14 protein-coding genes are annotated in these 20367 nt (G+C 60.9%); 4 read left to right on the top strand and 10 right to left on the bottom strand.

The features are described from left to right. Positions 1–26: 26 nt before the first annotated feature. The 10 genes from B723_RS07870 to B723_RS32040 form a co-directional block, all read right to left on the bottom strand. A complete protein-coding gene (locus B723_RS07870) occupies positions 27–362 on the bottom strand; it encodes a YceK/YidQ family lipoprotein (RefSeq protein WP_031318309.1) in 336 nt (111 codons plus the stop codon). A gap of 252 nt (positions 363–614) precedes the next feature. Continuing rightward, positions 615–2066, bottom strand: a complete 1452-nt coding sequence (locus tag B723_RS07865; RefSeq protein WP_017336205.1) for a lipopolysaccharide kinase InaA family protein — start codon at positions 2064–2066, stop codon at positions 615–617. Further along, positions 2066–2818: a lipopolysaccharide kinase InaA family protein gene (locus B723_RS07860; RefSeq protein ID WP_017336204.1), complete on the bottom strand. Its 753-nt coding sequence runs from the start codon at positions 2816–2818 to the stop codon at positions 2066–2068. The genes B723_RS07865 and B723_RS07860 overlap by 1 nt, the downstream gene beginning before the upstream one ends. Beyond that, positions 2815–3549 carry a lipopolysaccharide kinase InaA family protein gene (locus B723_RS07855; RefSeq protein WP_017336203.1) on the bottom strand — a complete coding sequence of 245 codons (735 nt, stop codon included), beginning with the start codon at positions 3547–3549 and terminating at the stop codon, positions 2815–2817. Before B723_RS07855 ends, B723_RS07860 begins: the two co-directional genes overlap by 4 nt. Continuing rightward, the gene (gene rfaP / locus B723_RS07850; protein WP_017336202.1) at positions 3549–4355 is read right to left on the bottom strand and encodes a lipopolysaccharide core heptose(I) kinase RfaP; all 807 of its coding nucleotides are present in this window, start codon (positions 4353–4355) and stop codon (positions 3549–3551) included. Before rfaP ends, B723_RS07855 begins: the two co-directional genes overlap by 1 nt. Then, positions 4355–5476: a glycosyltransferase family 4 protein gene (locus B723_RS07845; protein ID WP_017336201.1), complete on the bottom strand. Its 1122-nt coding sequence runs from the start codon at positions 5474–5476 to the stop codon at positions 4355–4357. The genes rfaP and B723_RS07845 overlap by 1 nt, the downstream gene beginning before the upstream one ends. Continuing rightward, on the bottom strand, positions 5476–6537 hold the full coding sequence (gene waaC, locus B723_RS07840) for a lipopolysaccharide heptosyltransferase I (protein WP_017336200.1): 1062 nt from the start codon (positions 6535–6537) through the stop codon (positions 5476–5478). The genes B723_RS07845 and waaC overlap by 1 nt, the downstream gene beginning before the upstream one ends. 1 nt (position 6538) lies before the next feature. Further along, entirely contained in the window at positions 6539–7573 is a 1035-nt protein-coding gene (waaF, locus tag B723_RS07835; RefSeq protein WP_017336199.1) for a lipopolysaccharide heptosyltransferase II, read from the bottom strand. A gap of 199 nt (positions 7574–7772) precedes the next feature. Beyond that, a complete protein-coding gene (glnE, locus tag B723_RS07830; protein WP_017336198.1) occupies positions 7773–10712 on the bottom strand; it encodes a bifunctional [glutamate--ammonia ligase]-adenylyl-L-tyrosine phosphorylase/[glutamate--ammonia-ligase] adenylyltransferase in 2940 nt (979 codons plus the stop codon). Beyond that, the gene (locus B723_RS32040; RefSeq protein WP_080995105.1) at positions 10709–11101 is read right to left on the bottom strand and encodes a hypothetical protein; all 393 of its coding nucleotides are present in this window, start codon (positions 11099–11101) and stop codon (positions 10709–10711) included. Before B723_RS32040 ends, glnE begins: the two co-directional genes overlap by 4 nt. Between B723_RS32040 and aceE the strand changes: the two genes are divergently transcribed. The 4 genes from aceE to B723_RS07810 all read left to right on the top strand — a co-directional run bounded on the left by aceE (position 11096) and on the right by B723_RS07810 (position 20358). Next, the gene (gene aceE, locus B723_RS07825) at positions 11096–13741 is read left to right on the top strand and encodes a pyruvate dehydrogenase (acetyl-transferring), homodimeric type (protein WP_017336197.1); all 2646 of its coding nucleotides are present in this window, start codon (positions 11096–11098) and stop codon (positions 13739–13741) included. The two genes, B723_RS32040 and aceE, sit on opposite strands and share 6 nt — an antisense overlap. Positions 13742–13752: 11 nt before the next feature. Next, the gene (gene aceF, locus B723_RS07820; protein ID WP_052909682.1) at positions 13753–15732 is read left to right on the top strand and encodes a dihydrolipoyllysine-residue acetyltransferase; all 1980 of its coding nucleotides are present in this window, start codon (positions 13753–13755) and stop codon (positions 15730–15732) included. A gap of 271 nt (positions 15733–16003) precedes the next feature. After that, complete coding sequence (locus B723_RS07815; RefSeq protein WP_017336194.1) at positions 16004–17398, top strand: alkaline phosphatase D family protein; 1395 nt, start codon at positions 16004–16006, stop codon at positions 17396–17398. Between the two features lie 266 nt (positions 17399–17664). Continuing rightward, positions 17665–20358 (top strand): putative bifunctional diguanylate cyclase/phosphodiesterase, encoded by a 2694-nt coding sequence (locus B723_RS07810; RefSeq protein ID WP_017336193.1) that lies wholly within the window; start codon positions 17665–17667, stop codon positions 20356–20358. The last annotated feature ends 9 nt before the right edge of the window (positions 20359–20367 follow it).

Genomic DNA, 20367 nt, shown 5'->3' with positions numbered 1-20367 from the left:
GGCCTGCACGACGCCGAAACCCTGGGCTAACCGCGGCTCGCCCGCCAGTAGATCCTGATATTGCCATCCACCCCTTGTCGGTAAATCGTGTAGGGCAGGGAAACGGTATCCAGCGCACCCGACAACGCCAGATCCAGCAGGACCAGCGGGACGAGAAAGCCCGTAGGGTCAGGCGGGGCATTCAAGACGCAGAAATCGTAGGCCAGGCCGCTGTAGATACGCGGGATGGACTGGCAGTAGGTTTTTTGCTTGCGCAGGCTGCGCGCCGCGTCTTCGTCATTTTGCAGGACTGTGACAGCGGTGCCGCAGCCGGAGAGTGCCAATGAGCATGCGATGAATAGGACAACCGTTTTTATAGTCAAGACCTGCCCTCCGAGGAACGTCAGGCAAACTAGCATCGCGACTATTCAGGGCACAGTTCATGGGGTCTGGAGATCATGTAGGACATTTCATAAGAACTTGTCCCTTAATCTCGGGTGACTGGCCTGACGCAATCGTCGCAAGGCCGCCCAGACCACGCCCGCTCCCACAGTTTCCTGGCTTTGCGCATAATCTGCGTAAGGCCCGGAGCAGTGTGGGAGGGGGCTTGCTCGCGATAGGACCGCAGGTCCGATTCAGCCAGCGCCTGAGATATCTTTGGGCAAACGCTGATCAATCACCTGATGCAATGCACTGCTTTCAGGCCAGTTACGCATGAACCGCGCCCGATCCCGTGCATAGGCCGGGGCGAAACTGTGGAACGAGCCATGCTGGCACATCGCATCGAGATCGATCAGCGCCCAGCGATCCTCTTGCCAGAACAGGTTATGGCCCTTGAAGTCGCCGTGGCTGATCCGCTCGCGAATCAGCTCCGCAAACAGGTGATCCAGCGCCACCAGCTCGGCTTCGGGCGCATCACCGCTGTCAACGTACGGCGCGAACCGTTCGATGATGTCCGGCCCCGGAAGGTGCTCGGTCACCAGATAAGCCCGACTGCGCAACCAGAGAAAACGCTTTTCCAGCACCGCCAACGGTTTCGGCGTAGCGATCCCGAGGAACGCCAATCGATTGCCTTCGCGCCAGGAATGCCAGGCACGGCTCGGGCGCCAGAAGCGTTTGAGCCAGTGGGCGAACCCCTTGATGTTGTAGCGTTTGATCACCAGGGTACGACCGGCCACTTCGACCTTGCCGACGCTCGCCGCACCGCCGGTCTTGTACAGATGCCCTTGATCGAGCAACGCATCGGCCTGTTCCAGCACCGGCAACATCGCCGCTTCTTCTTCGCGGCGAATCGCCCGTAAACCGAAGGCGCCACGCTGCACGCTGAACAGCGTGCATTCGCGGCCGACCTTGATCAGAAAGTCCTTGAGGCGCCAACTGCGCACCTTGTCGATCTGCTTCTGCAACGCCTCCATCGGCAAGGCATGTTCGCCATTGCTCAGGAGGTAATACACCAGCAATTCTTCAGTGAACGGCTCCAGCGACCTGGGCAACTGAGCAAAAAACACCCCGAGGTTTTCCAGGACTTTCTGTCGCGACAGCGGCTGGCCGGGGGTTTCACTGCAAATCCCGGCGCCATCGATCAAATACAGGCGACCGCGCTGGCGCAGCAGGTTGTCCAGGTGCAGGTCTTCCTGCCACAGCCCTTTGCGGTGCATCTGGCCGATCGCGCCCAGCGCCTCGGCCAACACGGCCCCTTGCCCATCCGAGAGCACCGGCAAATGCTCGACCCGTTTCCAGGTATCCCCCAGGCTTTGCGCACCTTCGAGGTAATCGAACAGCAGCCAGCCACCTTCGCCGTCCTTCAGGCCATCGGCCAACAGCTGCGGCGTAGTCAGCCCTTGGTCCGCGAGCAAGCGCACGCCGCTCAGCTCACGCTGGAAATGCCGCGCCGCTTTGCTGCCGACCAGCAACTTGGCCAATACCGGCCGGCCACGCCAGACACCGGCGCCGACATAGCGCTGGCCCGGCAACACCCGCAACAGGCTCAACAACTGCAACTCGGCAGGCCCGGCGGCATCGGCCAGCGAGATACTCAGCGGCAGCACCGGGTCGCGTCCCGCCTCTTTCAGTTCGGACAAACGCATCAGTTGGACCTCTTGTAACTACGCCGCGCGGTCAATTTCGCCAGCCAGCTGTCGATCAGCGAACTGTCCGGCGGTTGATCCAGGTAGGTGGCCAACAGCTCGCGCAGCTGTGCATCGCTCCACTGGGGCGAGCGCCGGGTCAGCGGTTCCAGATCCTTGATCCGGTCACGCTGACCGAACAGCAGCGGCCGGGTCTTTTCCAGGTCGATGAGCTGGGCCATGTAACCGTCGCCGGTGGCCTGGAGAAAAATGTGCTTGGGGTAGAAACAGCCGTGGACCTGACGCGCACCGTGCAGGCGCCGAGCCAATAGCCCGCAGGCCTGCAAAATGGCCGAGTGCTGCGCCGGGCTCAGATCCGACCAGCGCTGCAACAGCGAATCCAGGTCATCCCAGCCGTCCAGTGCACGGGTCAGCAAAACCGCGCGGACCTCGCCGTCGACCTTGCGCTCACCGAAAAAAACCGCTTTCAGCGCCGGAATGCCAAGCTTTTCATAACGGCTGATGTTGCGAAATTCCCGGGCAAAACTCGGCTCGCCAAAGGGCGCGTGCAAGGTGCGCATCTGGTAGTTGCTTTGGCGCTTGAGGTAGAAGCCGTGACCTTCAAGATCCAGCCGAAACACGCTGCTCCAGCCACCGCGCGCGGTGTTGGGCTCATCCACAGCCTCAAGCTGCCGGGCCCACAGTGCATCGAAGGTGCCGAGGCCGTGACGCTCCAAAAGCGCCCGGTCTTCAGCGGCCAGAAAATCAGTCATTCGCGCCCCTCGAAAAATCTCACCACGTGCCGGATCCGCTTTTTATCGGCCGCATTGAGCCGCGTCCGTTGGCGGTATTGCAGGTAAAAGCGCAGTCGCTGGGTGGCCGACAGGTGATACTTGGCGACCTTGTCGAGACATGCCAGATCCTTGGTGATGCGGTACTTGAGCCAGAAGCCGCTCCAGAAGTCACCGTTGGGACAGTCGATCAGGAACAGTTGTGCCTGATCGTCGACCAGCAGGTTGCGCCACTTCAAATCATTATGGGTGAAGCGATTGTCATGCATGATCCGGGTGTAACCGGCCAGTTGCCGACTGATGTGATCGACCCAGGCGCGATCCGTCAGTTTCGGGTCACGTCGTTCAGCCAGGGCATTCAGGTCTTCGGTATTGGGCAGTTCACGGGTGATCATCGCACCGCGAGCGTAGGCTGCACCGCGCCGTTCCAGCCCCCAGGCCACCACCTCTGCGGTGGGAATGCCCCACTTGGCAAAGCGCTTGAGGTTTTGCCATTCCATCTTCACCCGCGGCTTGCCGAGGTAGCGGCGCAGGCCTTTGCCTGCGCCCACGTAGCGCTTGACGTAATAGTTGACGCCCTTGAGCTGGACGCGGACAACCTCGGACAACGGGTCGCGGGTCAACTGCTCGCCCTGAAGGGCAAACACCGCCTCAAGACTGCCAAAATCATCGGCCAGGTCACTGTAAGCAGGTTCCAGTCTCCAGCCCGACATCAGAGCGCATCCCCGTATCGCTGTTTACGGTCATAGAGTTTGCTGGCCTTGCCTTCGAGCCAGGTGAGCAACCCGGCTTCTTCGCCGAGGATCTGGCGCAGGGGTTGCTGGAAATAACCCTTGAGGAAACGCAGCTTGTCGCGTCGGGTCAGGCCGATGTCCAGGGCCGAAAAGTACAGCGCCGCCAAATCCTTGTTGCGCCAGCGTTGGGTAATCGTCGGGCGGGTCTGGGCGCGGTGCAGGTCGATCACCGAGAGCTTGAAGTCGTCAGCAGTCACCGGTTTGTCAGTGTGCAGCAGGAAGTGACAGATGTAGCAGTCGCGGTGGTTGACCCCGGCGCGGTGCATCATGCCGGTCATGCGTGCCACTTCGGCGATCAGCGCGCGCTTGAGTCTCGGCTCCGGCGGGTTCTTGACCCAGTCGATGCTGAAGTCTTCGAGGCTGACGGTCGGCGCCAGTTCTTCGGTGACGATGAACGAATGCTGATCCGCCGGGTTGCTGCCCTTCTCGCCGTAGGCAACCGCCGTCATGGTTGGCACGCCGACTTCCTGCAGGCGCTGAATGGCTTTCCATTCCTGACCCGCGCCGAGCACCGGCAGCTTGGCCGTCAGCAGGTTTTTGAAGATTTCGCCCCAGCCAATGCCACGGTGAATCTTCACGAAAAACCCGTTGCCGTTCACCTCGGTGCGTAACGTGCGACGAGCTTCCAGCTCGCGGTACACCTCGCCCTGAAGCCCTTCGACCTCGGCGAATGGATCGCGTCCGGCCCAAAGGCTCTTGAACGGTTCAGCCAGCATCAACTTCATTAAGCGTGCTCCGCCAGAATCACATCGGCCGCGTGTTGCGGCATGCTGTAGAGGTCTGCCGTCTCGGCGAAGGCCAGACCGTTGCGGCTCCAGGCCGCCCGTGCTTGAGCGTCGTTCAACATACCGGTCAGGTATTGCGTCAGTTGCGCCTGATCGAAGGGTTCATCCAGCACCAGACCGGCGTCGGCCTCGGCAATGTAATGGGCGTAACCGCACACCGCACTCACCAGCACCGGCAAACCGGCCACCAGGGCTTCGAGCAGCACAGTCCCGGTGTTTTCGTTGTACGCCGGATGGATCAACAGATCGGCCCCGAGCAGGAAACGCGGAATATCGCTGCGGCCCTTGAGGAACGTCACGTTGTCGCCGAGCCCCAACGCAGCGCTCTGCATCTGGAACAATTTGGGGTCATCCTGGCCAATTACAAACAGCCGGGTGCGTTTCCTCAGATCAGCGGGCAACGCGGCCAGCGCCTTGAGGCTGCGATCCACGCCTTTGGTCTTGAACCCGGAGCCGATCTGCACCAGCAGCAACTCGTCGTCCTTCAGGTTGAATTCACGACGGAACCCGGTACGAATCTCAGCCGCATTCGGTGGCGCGCGCCGATCCTGAGAAATGCCCGGCGGCAGCAAATGGAAGCGTTCCAGCGGCGTGTCGTAATGCTTGATGAACAGCGGCTGCTGGACCTCGGAGATCATCAACACTTCAGTCTTGGCGTCCCTGGCAAACACCGCGCGCTCGTACTCGGCGAAGTGCCGGTAGCGGCCCCAGCGACGGTACAGCGAGTTGCGCAGGTTTTGCGCCTTGTCTTCGAAGCAACCGTCGGCCGCGTAGTAAACGTCCAGGCCCGGCATTTTGTTGAAGCCGATCAGGCGATCCACCGGACGCTTGGCCAGATCGGCCTCCATCCACTCGCTGAGCTTCTCGTTACGCCGATGATTGAAAAACGCCTTGACCGGCGCCACCAGCACTTCGAAACCCGGCGGAATATCGCCCTCCCAGATCAGCGTGTAGACGCGAATCTGGTGGCCACGCTTTTGGCATTCCAGGGCGATGCGCATGAAATCACGCTGCAACCCCCCGAATGGAAAGTACTTGTACAAGACGAATGCCAATTGCATCAGCGCAGCTCCTCAGCCAGTAACAACGTGCTCAGTCGGGTCGCGACACGCTCGGGATTCAGACGCGTGAAGCACAGCGGCCACTCGCGTTTCAGGTCGAACCGGCGGGCATCTTCGGCCGTCGGTTGATAGGTGCATTTCTTTTGCAGGCACGGAGCGCAGGGGAAATCGCTGGCCATGTGGATCTGGGCCTTGCCGTAAGCGCCGGTCAGGCCCGGGTTAGTCGGGCCGAACAGCGACAGCGTCGGCACGTCCAGTGCAGCGGCCAGGTGACCGAGGCCGGTGTCCACCGCCACGCACGCCTGCGCACCGGCCAGCACTTTGCCGATGCCCGCCAGATTCAGTTTGGGCAGCACTTCGACGTGCCGCATGTCCTTGGCAATGCGCTCGGCCCGGGCTTTTTCCGCCGGATTGCCCCACGCCAGCTTCACGCCGACGCCCAGGTAGCCGACGCGCTCGGCCAGCTCGCGCCAGTAGGCTTCAGGCCAGTGCTTGGTATCCCAGGTGGTGCCGTGCAGGAACAGCACGTAAGGGTTCTTGCGCGGCAGTTCCACCAGGCGCTCGACGTTCAGGCCGTAGTCGCCCAACCCATTGGGCAGGTCGTAGCCCAGGGCGATGGCGAACAACTGACGCACTCGCTCAACCGCGTGCTGGCCACGGGCAACCGCCAGACGCCGATCGTAGAAACGCGCGGCGATCGGTTCCCGTGCCGAGCCGTTATCGAGGCCTGCCACCGGCGCCTTGACATAGCGGGTCAGCAAGGCGCTTTTCAGCAGGCCCTGCGCGTCAATCACCAGATCATATTTCGTGGCGCGAAGGCTTTGCTTGAAGCGCTTCCACTCGCCACTCTTGATGGTCTGCCAGATGTTCTTGCGCCAGCGACGGATCGCCACCGGAATCACTTTGCCTACAGCCGGGTGCCAGGTCGGGATCTCGGCGAAACCTTCTTCCACCACCCAGTCGAACGTGATGCCGGGAATCGCCCGGGCCGCGTCGGTCAACGCCGGCAACGCATGAATCACGTCGCCCAGCGAAGAAGTCTTGATCAGCAGAACCCGCAAACTATTTGACCTCGACCACAGTGCCCTGCAACCGCTGCAAGGCTTCGTTCACCGCTTGCGGCATCAGCTGGCGCAGGCAGTTGTAATGACCGAAGCGGCACGTGCGATCGAAGCACGGGCTGCATTCGATGCCCAGGCGCACGATCTCGACGTGCTCGGCCAGCGGCGGCGTAAAGCCCGGTGACGTCGAGCCGTACACCGCCACCAGCGGGCGATTCAGTGCCGCGGCAACGTGCATCAGGCCGGAGTCGTTGGACACCACCGAATGTGCGCAGGACAGCAAATCGATGGCTTCGGCCAGCGACGTGCCGCCGCTGAGGTTCACCGACTCTTCCCGCAGGCCGGGAATCAAGCGCGCGCGGATGTCTTCGCCTACGGCGTGATCGTTTTTCGAACCGAACAGCCAGACTTGCCAGCCTTCGCGAATTTTCGCTTCGGCGACCTTGGCGTAATGCTCGGACGGCCAGCGCTTGGACTCGCCGAACTCGGCACCGGGGCACAGCGCCAACACCGGGCGGTCGAGGGCCAGACCGAATTTGGCCAGCGCCGCTTCGCGGGTGACCGGATCGATCTGCAAGCTCGGGCGCGGGTACGGTTTCGGCAGTTCAAGGCCCGGCTCGTAAGCCAGCGCCATGAAGCGCTCGATCATCAGCGGGTAACGTTCTTTGTCCAGCGTACGCACGTCATTGAGCAGGCCGTAGCGGAATTCGCCGCGCCAGCCGGTGCGCTTCGGGATGCCGGCAAAAAACGGCACCAATGCCGACTTCAGGGAATTGGGCAACAGGATCGCCTGGTCGTACTGGCCGGCCAGGGATTTGCCGATGCGCCTACGCGTCGCCAGCTCCAAAGCACCGTGACCGAGCGGAAAGCTCAAGGCCTGGCGAACTTCGGGCATGCGTTCAAGAATCGGCCGGCTCCATTCGGGGGCCAGGACGTCGATTTCGCACTGCGGGTGGCGTTGCTTGAGACACTGAAACAGTGTCTGCGCCATCACCATGTCACCGACCCAACTGGGCCCAACGATCAGAATTTTCATGTGGTTTCCAAAAACGAACCGGGGAGGCATACGCCTCCCCGCCTCGAGAATTCTACAAAACACTGCAGATCTACTGTGGGGGCGAGCCTGCTCGCGAAAGCGGCGTGACAGTCAGCATACCTGCCGGATGTGACGGCCTCATCGCCGGCAAGCCGGTCTCGCTCCCACATTTGAATCTCGTCGTTCCAACGGCCACGTTTCAGCTTAGACCCAACTCGCGCCAGATCCGCAACACCTGCCGTCGTTCGTCCACGAACTGGTCGCCCGGTATCACCCCGGCGTCCTTCTGCAAGGCCTGCCGGTGCGCGGCGGAGCGGTAGGCTTTATAGGCCTCGCGCAACAGGCTGGCGTCTTCGGCGGGCATCAGCCCTTCGTGTTCCAGCTCTTCCAGAATGCGGATATTGTCGGTCCAGCGCAGCAATGGCGGGTGTGTTTCGGACCACGCCAAGGCCGCGTATTGCACCATAAATTCAATATCGACGATACCTCCGGCGTCCTGCTTGAGATCGAACGGCGCCGTGGCCTCGAAGGCATTCGCCCCGGTGCCGGCCGCGGTGCTCTTGCTGCCGAGGTTGTCGCGCATCTTGGCGCGCATCTCGCTGACCTCCTGGCGCAAGGTCGGTAAATCCCGGACTTTGCCCAAAATCGCCGCGCGAACCTTCTCGAACGCCTGGCCGACGTCCTGACTGCCCACCAATACCCGCGCCCGCACCAACGCCTGATGTTCCCAGGTCCAGGCTTCGTTTTCCTGATAACGCGCAAACGCGCCAAGCGAACTCACCAACAGACCGGAAGCACCGGACGGTCGCAGGCGCATGTCCACTTCATAGAGCTGGCCGGAGTTGGTCTGGGCCGTGAGCAAGTGAATGATCCGCTGCCCGAGCCGGGTGAAGAATTGCGCGCCATCAATCGGTTTCGGGCCGTCGGTTTCAGCCTGCGGGTCACCGTCATGAATGAACACCAGGTCCAGGTCCGAACCATGCCCCAATTCCAGCCCGCCGACTTTCCCGTAACCGACAATGATGAAGCCCGGATCGCACAGCGTACCGTCACTGCGCAGCGGCGTGCCGTATTTGGCTACCGTCTGGCGCCAGGCCAGGGCCAGCACCTGTTCGAGGATCGCTTCGGCGAGCCAGGTCAGGTAATCGCTGACTTTCATCAACGGCAGGCTGCCGGCGATCTCCGACGCGGCGACGCGCAAGCGGTGCGCCAGCTTGAAATGGCGCAGGGCTTCCATTTGCTGCTCGAGGTCGTCCTCGGGAATTCGTGTCAGGCGCTCGCGCAACTCAGCGGCCAGCTCCGGCGCCAGGGGCGGTTTGAACAGCCGGCCTTCGTTGAGCAATTCGTCGAGCAGCAGCGGGAAGCGGGTGATCTGTTCGGCAATCCACGGGCTCGCAGCGCACAAGGTCAGCAAGCGTCGCAGCGCGCCGGGGTTTTCGGTCAGCAGCACCAAGTACGCGGAACGCCGGGCCACCGCTTCAACCAGCGGCAGCACGCGTTCCAGCACCAGATCCGGATTGGCGTGTTCGACCGCCTGCGCCAGCAACCGTGGAATAAAGGCATCAAGGCGTTCGCGCCCCAAACGCTGCATCGCGCGCAATTGCGGGCTGCTGCGCAGGCTGGCCAGGGCTTTCAGGGCTTTGGTGGCATCGACGAAACCGCCCTCCTCCAACTGGCGGCAAGCGGCCTCTTCGTCCTGCGCCTCTTCCCACAGTGGCAGCCATTCACCGCCGACCACCACTTCGCTTTCAGCCCCTTCCTCTTCGTCGGGATCGGCGATCACCTGGCCGAAGTGCCACGCAACACGACCGCGCCAATACATCAGTTGCTCATGAAAGGCGTCCCAATCGGCAAAGCCCAACATAAAGGCAATACGCGCCTGATCCTGCGCACCGTCCGGCAACATCTGGGTCTGGCGGTCTGCAATCGCCTGAATGGCGTGCTCGGTGTAACGCAGGAATTCGTAGCCTTCGCGCAGTTCGCTGACCACCGCCGGCGGCAGGTAGCCCTGACCTTCCAGGGTGCTCAATACTTTTAATAGAGGACGTTGTTGCAGGCTCAGGTCGCGGCCGCCGTGGATCAGCTGAAATGCCTGGGCGATAAACTCGACTTCGCGGATGCCGCCGGAGCCGAGCTTGATGTTGTCGGCCATGCCCTTGCGCCGGACTTCCTGCTGGATCAACTGCTTCATCGTGCGCAGCGCTTCGATGGCGGAGAAGTCCAGGTAACGCCGGTAAACGAACGGCCGCAGCATCTCTTGCAGCTGCGCACCCGCCACTTGATCGCCGGCCACCACCCGCGACTTGATCATCGCGTAGCGCTCCCAGTCGCGCCCCTGATCCTGGTAATACTGCTCCAGCGCGTTGAAGCTCAGCACCAACGCACCGGCCGAACCGTAGGGTCGCAGGCGCATGTCCACGCGGAACACAAAACCGTCGACGGTCATCGGGTCCAGTGCCTTGATCAGGCGCTGACCGAGGCGGATGAAGAATTCCTGATTATCCAGCGAGCGTTTCACGCCGACAGTTTCGCCGCCCTCGGGGTAGGCGAAGATCAGGTCGATGTCCGAAGACAGGTTGAGCTCGACCGCGCCGAGCTTGCCCATGCCGAGGATGACCATCTGCTGCGGCTCGCCGCTGCGTCGACCGGTCGGCACGCCGAACTGCTGGCAATGGCGCGAGTACAACCATTGATAAGCCTGATCGATGCTGGCGTCGGCCATGTCCGAGAGGTCGCGGCAGGTCTGGATGAGGTCGGCCTGACGGGTCAGGTCACGCCAGATGATCCGCACTTGATGACGGGTGCGCTGGCGACGCAAGACGCGGCCGAGTTCGTCTTCGGTCTGCCCGGCATTCACCGCCGCCGCAATCTGCGCGCACAACTCGCCGGGGGCAAAGCCGCGATCCAGTTCGCCGGACTGCACCAGTGCCAGCAACATCAAAGGGTCACGAATGCTTTGTTCAATCACGAAGTCGCTGGCGGCAGTGACACGGGCGAACTGCGCCCAGCGTTCAGGTGTCCACGAAGACAGGCCATGATCATCATCGAGCGCCTCGACCGCTGCACGGAACGACTGCTCGGCACGGGTGACAAACGGCAGGAGAATGCCAGGCAGTTCGGCAAGCGAAGGGAGGCTCATGGTCTATCCTTGATCGGCGTGTAGAGGGCTGCATGTAGTGAATTTTCAAATTGCACTACGTGATCGACTGTCGAACAAAGGTTAGAAATAGCTGAAATTTCTTCATTTTTGGTAGACAGCATCAAGCTTTCACCTTTTTTGGTTGGCAAAAGACCAACCTTAACGATTATTCTCACAACGCAGCTGGAGGCCACAAGCCGCTCATCTGTAGTTTTACTACTCGTATATACATTCGAAAGGCTGAAATGCCCGATGATTTGTAGTAAAACTACACGCCGCCGGAACAACCTCTCGGCAATCCAAGAATTTATATCGTCTGCCCACAAGGCCAGTCGCAAACTCAGGCAACCGATTCTGGAAGCCTTTCCGCCCTGGAGCAAGCCATGCAAGACCTCGATCCCGTCGAAACCCAGGAATGGCTGGACGCCCTGGAATCGGTTCTCGACAAAGAAGGCGAAGACCGTGCTCATTATCTGATGACCCGTATGGGCGAACTCGCAACCCGCAGCGGTTCGCAATTGCCTTACGCCATCACCACGCCATACCGCAACACCATTCCCGTTACCCACGAAGCACGCATGCCTGGCGACCTGTTCATGGAACGCCGCATTCGCTCGTTGGTACGCTGGAACGCGATGGCCATGGTGATGCGTACGAACCTGAAAGATTCTGACCTGGGCGGTCACATCTCCAGCTTCGCCTCCAGCGCCACCCTGTACGACATCGGTTTCAACTATTTCTTCCAGGCCCCGACCGACGAACACGGCGGCGACCTGATCTACTTCCAGGGCCACACCTCGCCAGGCGTTTATGCCCGCGCGTTCATGGAAGGCCGCATCACCGAAGACCAGATGAACAACTTCCGCCAGGAAGTGGACGGCCAGGGCCTCTCGTCCTATCCGCACCCTTGGCTGATGCCTGATTTCTGGCAGTTCCCGACCGTATCCATGGGTCTGGGCCCGATCCAGGCGATCTACCAGGCTCGCTTCATGAAGTACCTGGAAGCCCGTGGCTTCATCCCGGAAGGCAAGCAGAAAGTCTGGTGCTTCCTGGGCGACGGCGAGTGCGACGAGCCGGAATCCCTGGGCGCGATCTCGCTGGCTGGCCGCGAGAAGCTCGACAACCTGATCTTTGTCATCAACTGCAACCTGCAGCGCCTCGACGGCCCGGTTCGCGGCAACGGCAAGATCATCCAGGAACTCGAAGGCGTGTTCCGTGGCGCTCAGTGGAACGTGACCAAAGTCATCTGGGGCCGTTTCTGGGACCCACTGCTGGCCAAAGACGTCGACGGCATCCTGCAACGTCGCATGGACGAAGTCATCGACGGCGAGTACCAGAACTACAAAGCCAAAGACGGCGCGTTCGTGCGTGAACACTTCTTCAACTCGCCAGAACTCAAGGCGATGGTTGCTGATCTGTCCGACGACGAGATCTGGAAACTCAACCGTGGCGGTCACGACCCGTACAAGGTCTACGCGGCGTACCACGAAGCGGTCAACCACAAAGAACAACCGACCGTCATCCTGGCCAAGACCATCAAGGGTTATGGCACCGGTGCCGGCGAAGCGAAAAACACTGCGCACAACACCAAGAAAGTCGATGTCGACAGCCTTAAGTTGTTCCGTGACCGCTTCGACATCCCGGTCAAGGACGAAGAGCTGGAAAACCTGCCGTTCTTCAAACCTGAACCGAACAGCGCCGAAGCCCGCTACCTGAGCGAGCGCCGCACTGCACTGGGCGGTTTCGTGCCACAGCGCCGCGCGCAGAGCTTCAGCGTACCGACCCCATCGCTGGATACCCTCAAGGCTATCCTAGACGGCTCGGGCGACCGTGAGATTTCCACCACCATGGCGTTCGTGCGGATCCTCGCGCAGCTGGTCAAGGACAAGGAAATCGGCCCGCGCATCGTTCCGATCATCCCGGACGAAGCCCGTACCTTCGGTATGGAAGGCATGTTCCGTCAGTTGGGCATCTACTCGTCCGTCGGCCAGCTCTACGAGCCAGTCGATAAAGACCAGGTGATGTTCTACAAGGAAGACAAGAAGGGCCAGATCCTCGAGGAAGGTATCAACGAAGCGGGCGCCATGAGCTCCTTCATCGCGGCCGGTACTTCGTACTCCAGCCACAACCAGCCAATGCTGCCGTTCTACATCTTCTACTCGATGTTCGGCTTCCAGCGTATCGGCGACCTGGCCTGGGCTGCCGGCGACAGCCGTACCCGTGGCTTCCTGATCGGCGGCACCGCCGGCCGGACCACGCTGAACGGCGAAGGCCTGCAACACGAAGACGGTCACAGCCACATCCTGGCTGCCACCATCCCGAACTGCCGCACCTTTGATCCAACCTACGGCTACGAGCTGGCGGTGATCATTCAGGACGGCATGAAGAAGATGACCGAAGAGCAGCAGGACGTTTTCTACTACATCACCGTGATGAACGAGTCCTACCAGCAGCCAGCCATGCCGGCCGGTGTAGAGGAAGGCATCATCAAGGGCATGTACCTGCTCGAAGAAGACACCCGCGAAGCGGCGCACCACGTTCAGCTGATGGGCTCCGGCACCATCCTGCGTGAAGTCCGTGAAGCGGCGAAGATCCTGCGTGAACAGTTCAACGTCGGCGCCGACGTGTGGAGCGTTACCAGCTTCAACGAACTGCGTCGCGATGGCCTGGCCGTTGAGCGCACCAACCGTCTGCACCCTGGCCAGAAGCCTAAACTGAGCTACGTCGAAGAGTGCCTGAGCGGCCGTAAAGGTCCGGTCATCGCCTCTACCGACTACATGAAACTGTTCGCAGAGCAAATTCGTCAGTGGGTACCGTCCAAGGAATTCAAAGTCCTGGGCACCGACGGTTTCGGCCGCAGTGACAGCCGCAAGAAGCTGCGTCACTTCTTCGAAGTCGATCGTCATTTCGTGGTGTTGGCAGCCCTGGAAGCATTGGCTGACCGCGGCGACATCGAACCTAAAGTGGTGGCTGAAGCCATCGCCAAGTTCGGTATCGACCCGGAAAAACGCAACCCACTGGACTGCTGAGGAGACACTCTGTGAGCGAACTCATTCGCGTACCTGACATCGGCAGCGGTGAAGGTGAAGTAATTGAACTGTTTGTGAAGGTCGGCGACCGCATCGAAGCCGACCAGAGCATCCTGACGCTGGAATCGGACAAGGCGAGCATGGAAGTGCCTGCGCCGAAGGCCGGTATCATCAAGAGCCTGAAAGTGAAGCTGGGCGATCGCCTGAAAGAAGGCGACGAACTGCTGGAGCTGGAAGTCGAAGGTGCCGCTGCCCCGGCCTCTGCACCGCCCCCTGCGGCTGCCGCTGCGCCAGCTGCAAAAGCTGAAGAGAAACCGGCTGCTGCCCCTGCCGCCGCTGCTCCAGCGCCAGCCGCCGCGCCTGCCGCCGCTTCGGTTCAGCAAGTGCACGTGCCGGACATCGGTTCGGCAGGCAAGGCCCAGATCATCGAGATCCAGGTCAAGGTCGGCGACACCGTCGCCGCTGATCAGTCGCTGATCACCCTGGAATCCGACAAGGCCAGCATGGAAATTCCATCGCCTGCCGCTGGCGTGGTCAAGAGCATCAGCGTCAAGCTCAACGACGAAGTCGGCACTGGCGACCTGATCCTGGATCTGGAAGTGGCGGGTGCTGCGGCCCCTGCCGCTGCCGCGCCAGCACAGGCTGCTGCTCCTGCGGCCGCTGCTCCGGCGCCTGCCGCTGCTGCCCCGGCTGCACCGGTTGCCGACAGTGTTCAGGACATTCACGTCCCTGACATCGGTTCGTCGGGCAAGGCCAAGATCATCGAAGTGCTGGTCAAGGCAGGCGATACCGTCACCGCCGACCAGTCGCTGATCACCCTGGAATCCGACAAGGCCAGCATGGAAATTCCATCGCCTGCCGCTGGCGTGGTGGAAAGCGTTTCCATCAAGCTGGATGACGAAGTCGGTACTGGCGACTTGATCCTGAAGCTGAAAGTCAAAGGCGCTGCGCCTGCTGCTGCCCCGGCTCCGGCGGCTGCGGCACCGAGCGCTGCTGCGCCTGCTCCAGCCGCCGCGGCACCTGCGGCTCCGGCACCGGCCGCACCTGCAGCGGCACCGGCCAAGCCTGGCGCCAAGGTTCACGCTGGCCCGGCCGTACGCCAACTGGCCCGCGAATTCGGCGTCGAGCTGAGCGCGGTCAGCCCAAGCGGCCCGCACGGTCGCGTGCTGAAAGAAGACGTGCAGGTTTACGTCAAGGCGATGATGCAGAAGGCCAAGGAAGCACCGGCCGCTGCTGCAGGCGCAACCGGTGGCGCGGGCATCCCGCCGATTCCGGTCGTGGACTTCAGCCGCTTCGGTGAAACCGAAGAAGTGCCGATGACTCGCCTGATGCAGATCGGCGCGTCGAGCCTGCACCGCAGCTGGCTGAACATTCCACACGTGACTCAGTTCGACTCGGCTGATATCACCGAGCTGGAAGCGTTCCGTATCGCTCAGAAAGCCGTTGCAGAGAAGGCCGGCGTCAAGCTGACCATCCTGCCGCTGCTGCTCAAATCCTGCGCGCACCTGCTCAAGGAACTGCCGGACTTCAACAGTTCGCTGGCACCTAGCGGCAAGGCGATCATCCGCAAGAAGTACGTGAACATCGGCTTCGCGGTCGACACCCCTGAAGGCCTGCTGGTACCGGTCATCAAGAACGTCGACCAGAAGAGCCTGTTGCAACTGGCAGCCGAAGCCGCTGCGCTGGCCGCCAAAGCCCGCGACAAGAAGCTCACCGCTGACGATATGCAAGGCGCCTGCTTCACCATTTCCAGCCTCGGCCACATTGGCGGCACCGGCTTCACGCCGATCGTCAACGCGCCGGAAGTGGCGATCCTCGGTGTTTCCAAGGCAACCATCCAGCCAGTCTGGGACGGCAAAGCCTTCCAGCCGAAACTGATGCTGCCACTGTCGCTGTCCTACGATCACCGTGTGATCAACGGCGCCGCTGCTGCACGCTTCACCAAGCGTCTGAGCGACCTGCTGGCGGACATCCGCACCATCTTGCTGTAACACCGGCCGGCCCTCCTTCACCGGAGGGCCTGTCGCGTTCCACGTTTTCCGAGCGCCACGCTCGTACCTCAACCCCGCCAATTTGGCGGGGCTTTTTTTGCCTTGAAAAAAGACTCTTTCCTACGCCCGCGGCTGAGTTCACCCACAACTCGAATCCACTTCGGCACGATATTTTTTTCCGGCCAGCCTCTAGGCTTAGTTACACAAACAACTGACGAAAAGTTAAACAGACTTAATTGATTAGTTAGCACTTCTTCGAATGGATTCGAATATGTTCAAACCTACAGTCGGCCCGATCATTGGCCACACTACAGCTCATCACGCACGTATCTTTTTACGTGGAGAACTTCAAAAAGACACGCTGGTATTTGGTGGAGTTCGTTATCGACGCAGCGGCGACACACCCTGGTCCAAAGGAATGTTCATTCAACTGACTGCCGCGCGAGACATGTGCGACGTCTTTGCGCTCAACGGCCTCGCCGCCGATACCGAGTACGAATACCAGGCGGGCTGGTTCAGCCCCATGAGCCCGGTGCACACCGTCGAGACGATTCAGGAACTGCCGTTGCAATGGCCCCGGGCTGTCTACCGTTTCAGCACCCCGTCCAGCAATCCCGCCGTGCCACGAGCTTACATCGTCGGGTCATGCCGCTACCTGCGGATGACGGTCGGTGCGCCGTCGCTCCCGCATCTGGGCGACCGGATCTTCGCTTCCATCACCCATCTGGCACAGCGCACCGAAACGCCCATCAGCGCACTGTTGATGACGGGCGACCAAGTCTATATCGATGACTTGAACATCATCGCCCCGGATCGGGAATACAAGGAAATACTCAGTAAGTACCGCATCGCTTTTTCCCAGCCACATATTGCAAAGTTGATGTCCGGCACACCGACTTACATGATCCTCGACGACCATGAAATCGAAGACAACTGGCCCGCCAATAAAAACAAAAACGACGACGATCTCTATAACAATGCCATCGCCGCCTATGAGTTATATCAAGCCAGCCACAGCCCCGCCCGAGAGTTGCTGGAAGATGGAAACATCGAACGACGCCTGGAGCGCTATTGGTATCAATTCACCCATGGTGATATCGAATGGTTTGTCACCGACAGCCGAACCCGACGCAATCTATCGGCCAGCGACCGGCGGATCCTCGACAACGAGCAGGAAACAGCCTTGTGCAACTGGCTGATTCACAGTCCGGCCCGGGTGAAATTCGTCGTCACCAGTGTGATGTTCTATCCCGATCGCAAGCGCCTGGGCAATGACGCCTGGCAAGCCTTTCCGGAACAACGCCTGCGATTGCTGGAGATTATTCGCACACAGCGCATCAAGAACGTCTTCTTCGTGTCCGGCGATGTGCACGGCTCCCTCACCAGCCGGCTGACACACAGCGAAGACCCAGATTTCGAGGTTCACACCATCGTCTCCTCGCCGCTGTGCAACAGCAAACTGCTGCCCTACGCCAAGGCCTCCACCTTCATCCTCGATCAACCACTGGCGCAGGCTGCCGCGGGAGTTTATCGGCATGAACTGACCAGCGAGGTGATCAGCCAGGACAACTTTGCCCATCTGATCGTAGAGTCAGAGCGGATTCGCGTCAGTTATCACGACCGGGAAGGCAAACCGCTGCATTCGACAAACATCAAATTGCGTTAATCGCAAAAAGATCGCAGCCTGCGGCAGTTCCTACATGAGATTGCATTCCTCTGCAGGAGCTGCCGAAGGCTGCGATCTTTTGGGTAAAAACATTACTTTTCGGCCCACGCTGAAGAAATCTTCGCCTCTGCCGACATATTCTTATAGCACTTGGCCTTCATGTCTCTTGTCAGTCAGTGTCGCAATGATGCAACCTTGCCGCAGGCAACAGTAAAGAGGGCGAGAGCCCGGCGCGATCAGCACATTCGAAGCGAGTTTCCCTCCATATGAAGAGCCAACCCGATGCCGCCAGCCGTATGGTGGCCGAGGTAGTGACGCAGTTGCCTGTGCCCTCGCGGCTCGGCATGCTGCGTTTCGAACGGCTGAATGAACCAAGCTGGGCGCTGCTGTTTCTCGATCCCAATTGCGAGCGACAGTTCGGTCTGCCGGCAGTGGAGCTCTGCGCCCTGGTCGGCTCACCCTACGCCAGCCTGATGGAGCCCGAAGCGCGCTATCAGCTGCATGACGCCATCCAGCAGCAACTCACCGAGTGCCCGCATTACCTGATCCGCTACTCCCTGCACACCGCCGCCGGCACGTTGAGCCTGCTGGAAATGGGCGAAGCCTACAAACAACACAACAGACACCTGCTGCGCGGCTACCTGCTGGTGGTCGACGGTCTGTTCGAGGGCGAACCGCTGCTGCCGGCGCTGGACCTGGAAACCCAGAACTCGCGCCTGCAGATCGCCCTTGAACTCAATCAGCGCGCCCAACAGGAGCAACTCCTGCACCTGGATCGCGTGCGCGCCCAGCAAGACCTGATCCTGCTGCTGACCCGCCAGCGCTACAGCTCCGGCAATTCCCTGCAAGAAGCCGCTGAACTGATCACCCGCAGTGCCTGTGACATCTACGAAATCGACTGCGCCAGCCTGTGGAACCTCGACGGCTCGATGTTGGTGCCGATCTCGGCGTATCACCGTGCCACTCGGGAATACGCGATGCCGGAACCAATCGACATCAGCGGTTTCCCCGATTACATGGATGCGCTGCACGGCAGCCGAGCGATCGATGCGCACAATGCGATTCGTGATCCGCGCACCCGGGAAATGGCCGAGAGCCTGCGCCCGCGCAACGTCAACGCGATGCTCGACGCCAGCATTCGCGTGGATGGCCAGGTGGTCGGCGTGCTCTGCCTGGAACAAACGGGTGCGACCCGCGCCTGGCAGTCCGACGAAATCGCCTTCGCTGGCGAGCTGGCCGATCAGTTCGCCCAGGTCATCAACAACCACAACCGCCGCACCGTCACCAGCGCCCTGCACCTGTTCCAGCGGGCGGTCGAGCAGAGTGCCAACGCCTTCTTGCTGGTCAATTGCGACGGTGTGGTGGAATACGTCAACCCGAGCTTCACCGCGATCACCCAGTACAGCACCGAAGAAGTCCACGGCCAGCGGCTGTCGGAACTGCCGGCCCTGGAAAACCTCAGCGAACTGCTGTTCGACGCGCCCTCGGCGCTGGCCAAGAGCAACAGCTGGCAGGGCGAATTCAAAAGCCGGCGCAAAAACCTCGAACCCTACTGGGGCCAGTTGTCGATCTCCAAGGTGTACGGCGACAACCGCGAGCTGACGCATTACATCGGCATCTACGAAGACATCACCCAGACCAAACTCGCCCAGCAGCGCATCGAGCGCCTGGCCTACACCGACAACCTGACCAACCTCGGCAACCGACCAGCGTTCATCCGCAACCTCGATGAACGCTTCGCCCGAGACAGCGACACCCCGATCAGCCTGTTGCTGGTGGACATCGACAACTTCAAGCGGATCAACGACAGCCTCGGCCACCAGACCGGCGACAAGCTGCTGATCAGCCTGGCGCGGCGCCTGCGCAACAGCCTGATCCCGAGCGGCAGCCTGGCGCGTTTCGCCAGTAACGAATTCGCCGTACTGCTGGACGACACCGACCTCGCGATGGGCCAGCAAGTCGCCAACCAACTGCTGGCGACCCTCGACAAACCGATGTTCGTCGACAACCAGCTGATCAGCGTCACCGGCTCTGTTGGCCTGGCCTGCGCGCCACTGCATGGCCGCGATCCACAAACCCTGATGCGTAACGCCGGGCTCGCGCTGCACAAGGCCAAGGCCAACGGCAAGCACCAGGTCCAGGTGTTCACCGAAGCGCTGAACGCCGAAGCCAGTTACAAACTGTTCGTCGAGAACAACCTGCGCCGCGCCCTGACCCAAAACGAGCTGGACGTGTTCTACCAGCCCAAGCTCTGCCTGCGCAGCGGCCGCCTGCTCGGCATGGAAGCGCTGCTGCGCTGGAACCATCCGGAAAAGGGCATGATCCGCCCGGATCAGTTCATCAGCGTCGCTGAAGAAACCGGCCTGATCATTCCGATCGGCAAATGGATCGCGCGCCAGGCCTGCCGCATGAGCAAAGACCTGACGGCGGCGGGCCTGGGCAACCTGCAAGTGGCGATCAACCTGTCACCCAAGCAGTTTTCCGACCCGGACCTGGTGTCGTCGATCGCCAACATCCTCAAGGAAGAAGCGCTGCCGGCGAACCTGCTGGAGCTGGAACTGACCGAAGGCCTGCTGCTGGAAGCCACCGAAGACACCCACCTGCAGCTCGACCAGCTCAAACGCCTGGGCCTGACGCTGGCCATGGACGACTTCGGCACCGGTTACTCGTCGCTGAGTTACTTGAAAAAATTCCCGATCGACATCATTAAGATTGATCGAAGCTTCATTCACGAAATCCCGGACAACCAGGACGACATGGAAATCACCTCCGCGGTGATCGCCATGGCCCACAACCTGAAAATCAAGGTCGTGGCGGAAGGCATCGAGACGGCCGAGCAGTTGGCTTTCCTGCGCCGCCACCGCTGTGACGTCGGCCAGGGCTACCTGTTCGACCGACCGATCCCGGGCTCCGAGCTGATCGAAAAGCTCAAGCGCTACCCGCGTGGCCCGCTCGCCTGACAGCGGGGC

It is taken from the genome of Pseudomonas fluorescens NCIMB 11764 (assembly GCF_000293885.2).
In the GTDB taxonomy this organism is placed as follows: Bacteria; Pseudomonadota; Gammaproteobacteria; order Pseudomonadales; family Pseudomonadaceae; genus Aquipseudomonas; species Aquipseudomonas fluorescens_B.
Note: the sequence above shows the minus strand (reverse complement) of the source record. Positions and strands in the feature narration are given on the sequence as shown.

Bases quoted from the DNA above. Each gene is read 5' to 3' on its own strand.
- B723_RS07865 (WP_017336205.1), bottom strand. From the start codon at position 2,066: ATGCGTTTGTCCGAACTGAAAGAGGCGGGACGCGACCCGGTGCTGCCG.
- B723_RS07860 (WP_017336204.1), bottom strand. From the start codon at position 2,818: ATGACTGATTTTCTGGCCGCTGAAGACCGGGCGCTTTTGGAGCGTCAC.
- B723_RS07855 (WP_017336203.1), bottom strand. From the start codon at position 3,549: ATGTCGGGCTGGAGACTGGAACCTGCTTACAGTGACCTGGCCGATGAT.
- rfaP (WP_017336202.1), bottom strand. From the start codon at position 4,355: ATGAAGTTGATGCTGGCTGAACCGTTCAAGAGCCTTTGGGCCGGACGC.
- B723_RS07845 (WP_017336201.1), bottom strand. From the start codon at position 5,476: ATGCAATTGGCATTCGTCTTGTACAAGTACTTTCCATTCGGGGGGTTG.
- waaF (WP_017336199.1), bottom strand. From the start codon at position 7,573: ATGAAAATTCTGATCGTTGGGCCCAGTTGGGTCGGTGACATGGTGATG.
- glnE (WP_017336198.1), bottom strand. From the start codon at position 10,712: ATGAGCCTCCCTTCGCTTGCCGAACTGCCTGGCATTCTCCTGCCGTTT.
- aceE (WP_017336197.1), top strand. From the start codon at position 11,096: ATGCAAGACCTCGATCCCGTCGAAACCCAGGAATGGCTGGACGCCCTG.
- B723_RS07815 (WP_017336194.1), top strand. From the start codon at position 16,004: ATGTTCAAACCTACAGTCGGCCCGATCATTGGCCACACTACAGCTCAT.
- B723_RS07810 (WP_017336193.1), top strand. From the start codon at position 17,665: ATGAAGAGCCAACCCGATGCCGCCAGCCGTATGGTGGCCGAGGTAGTG.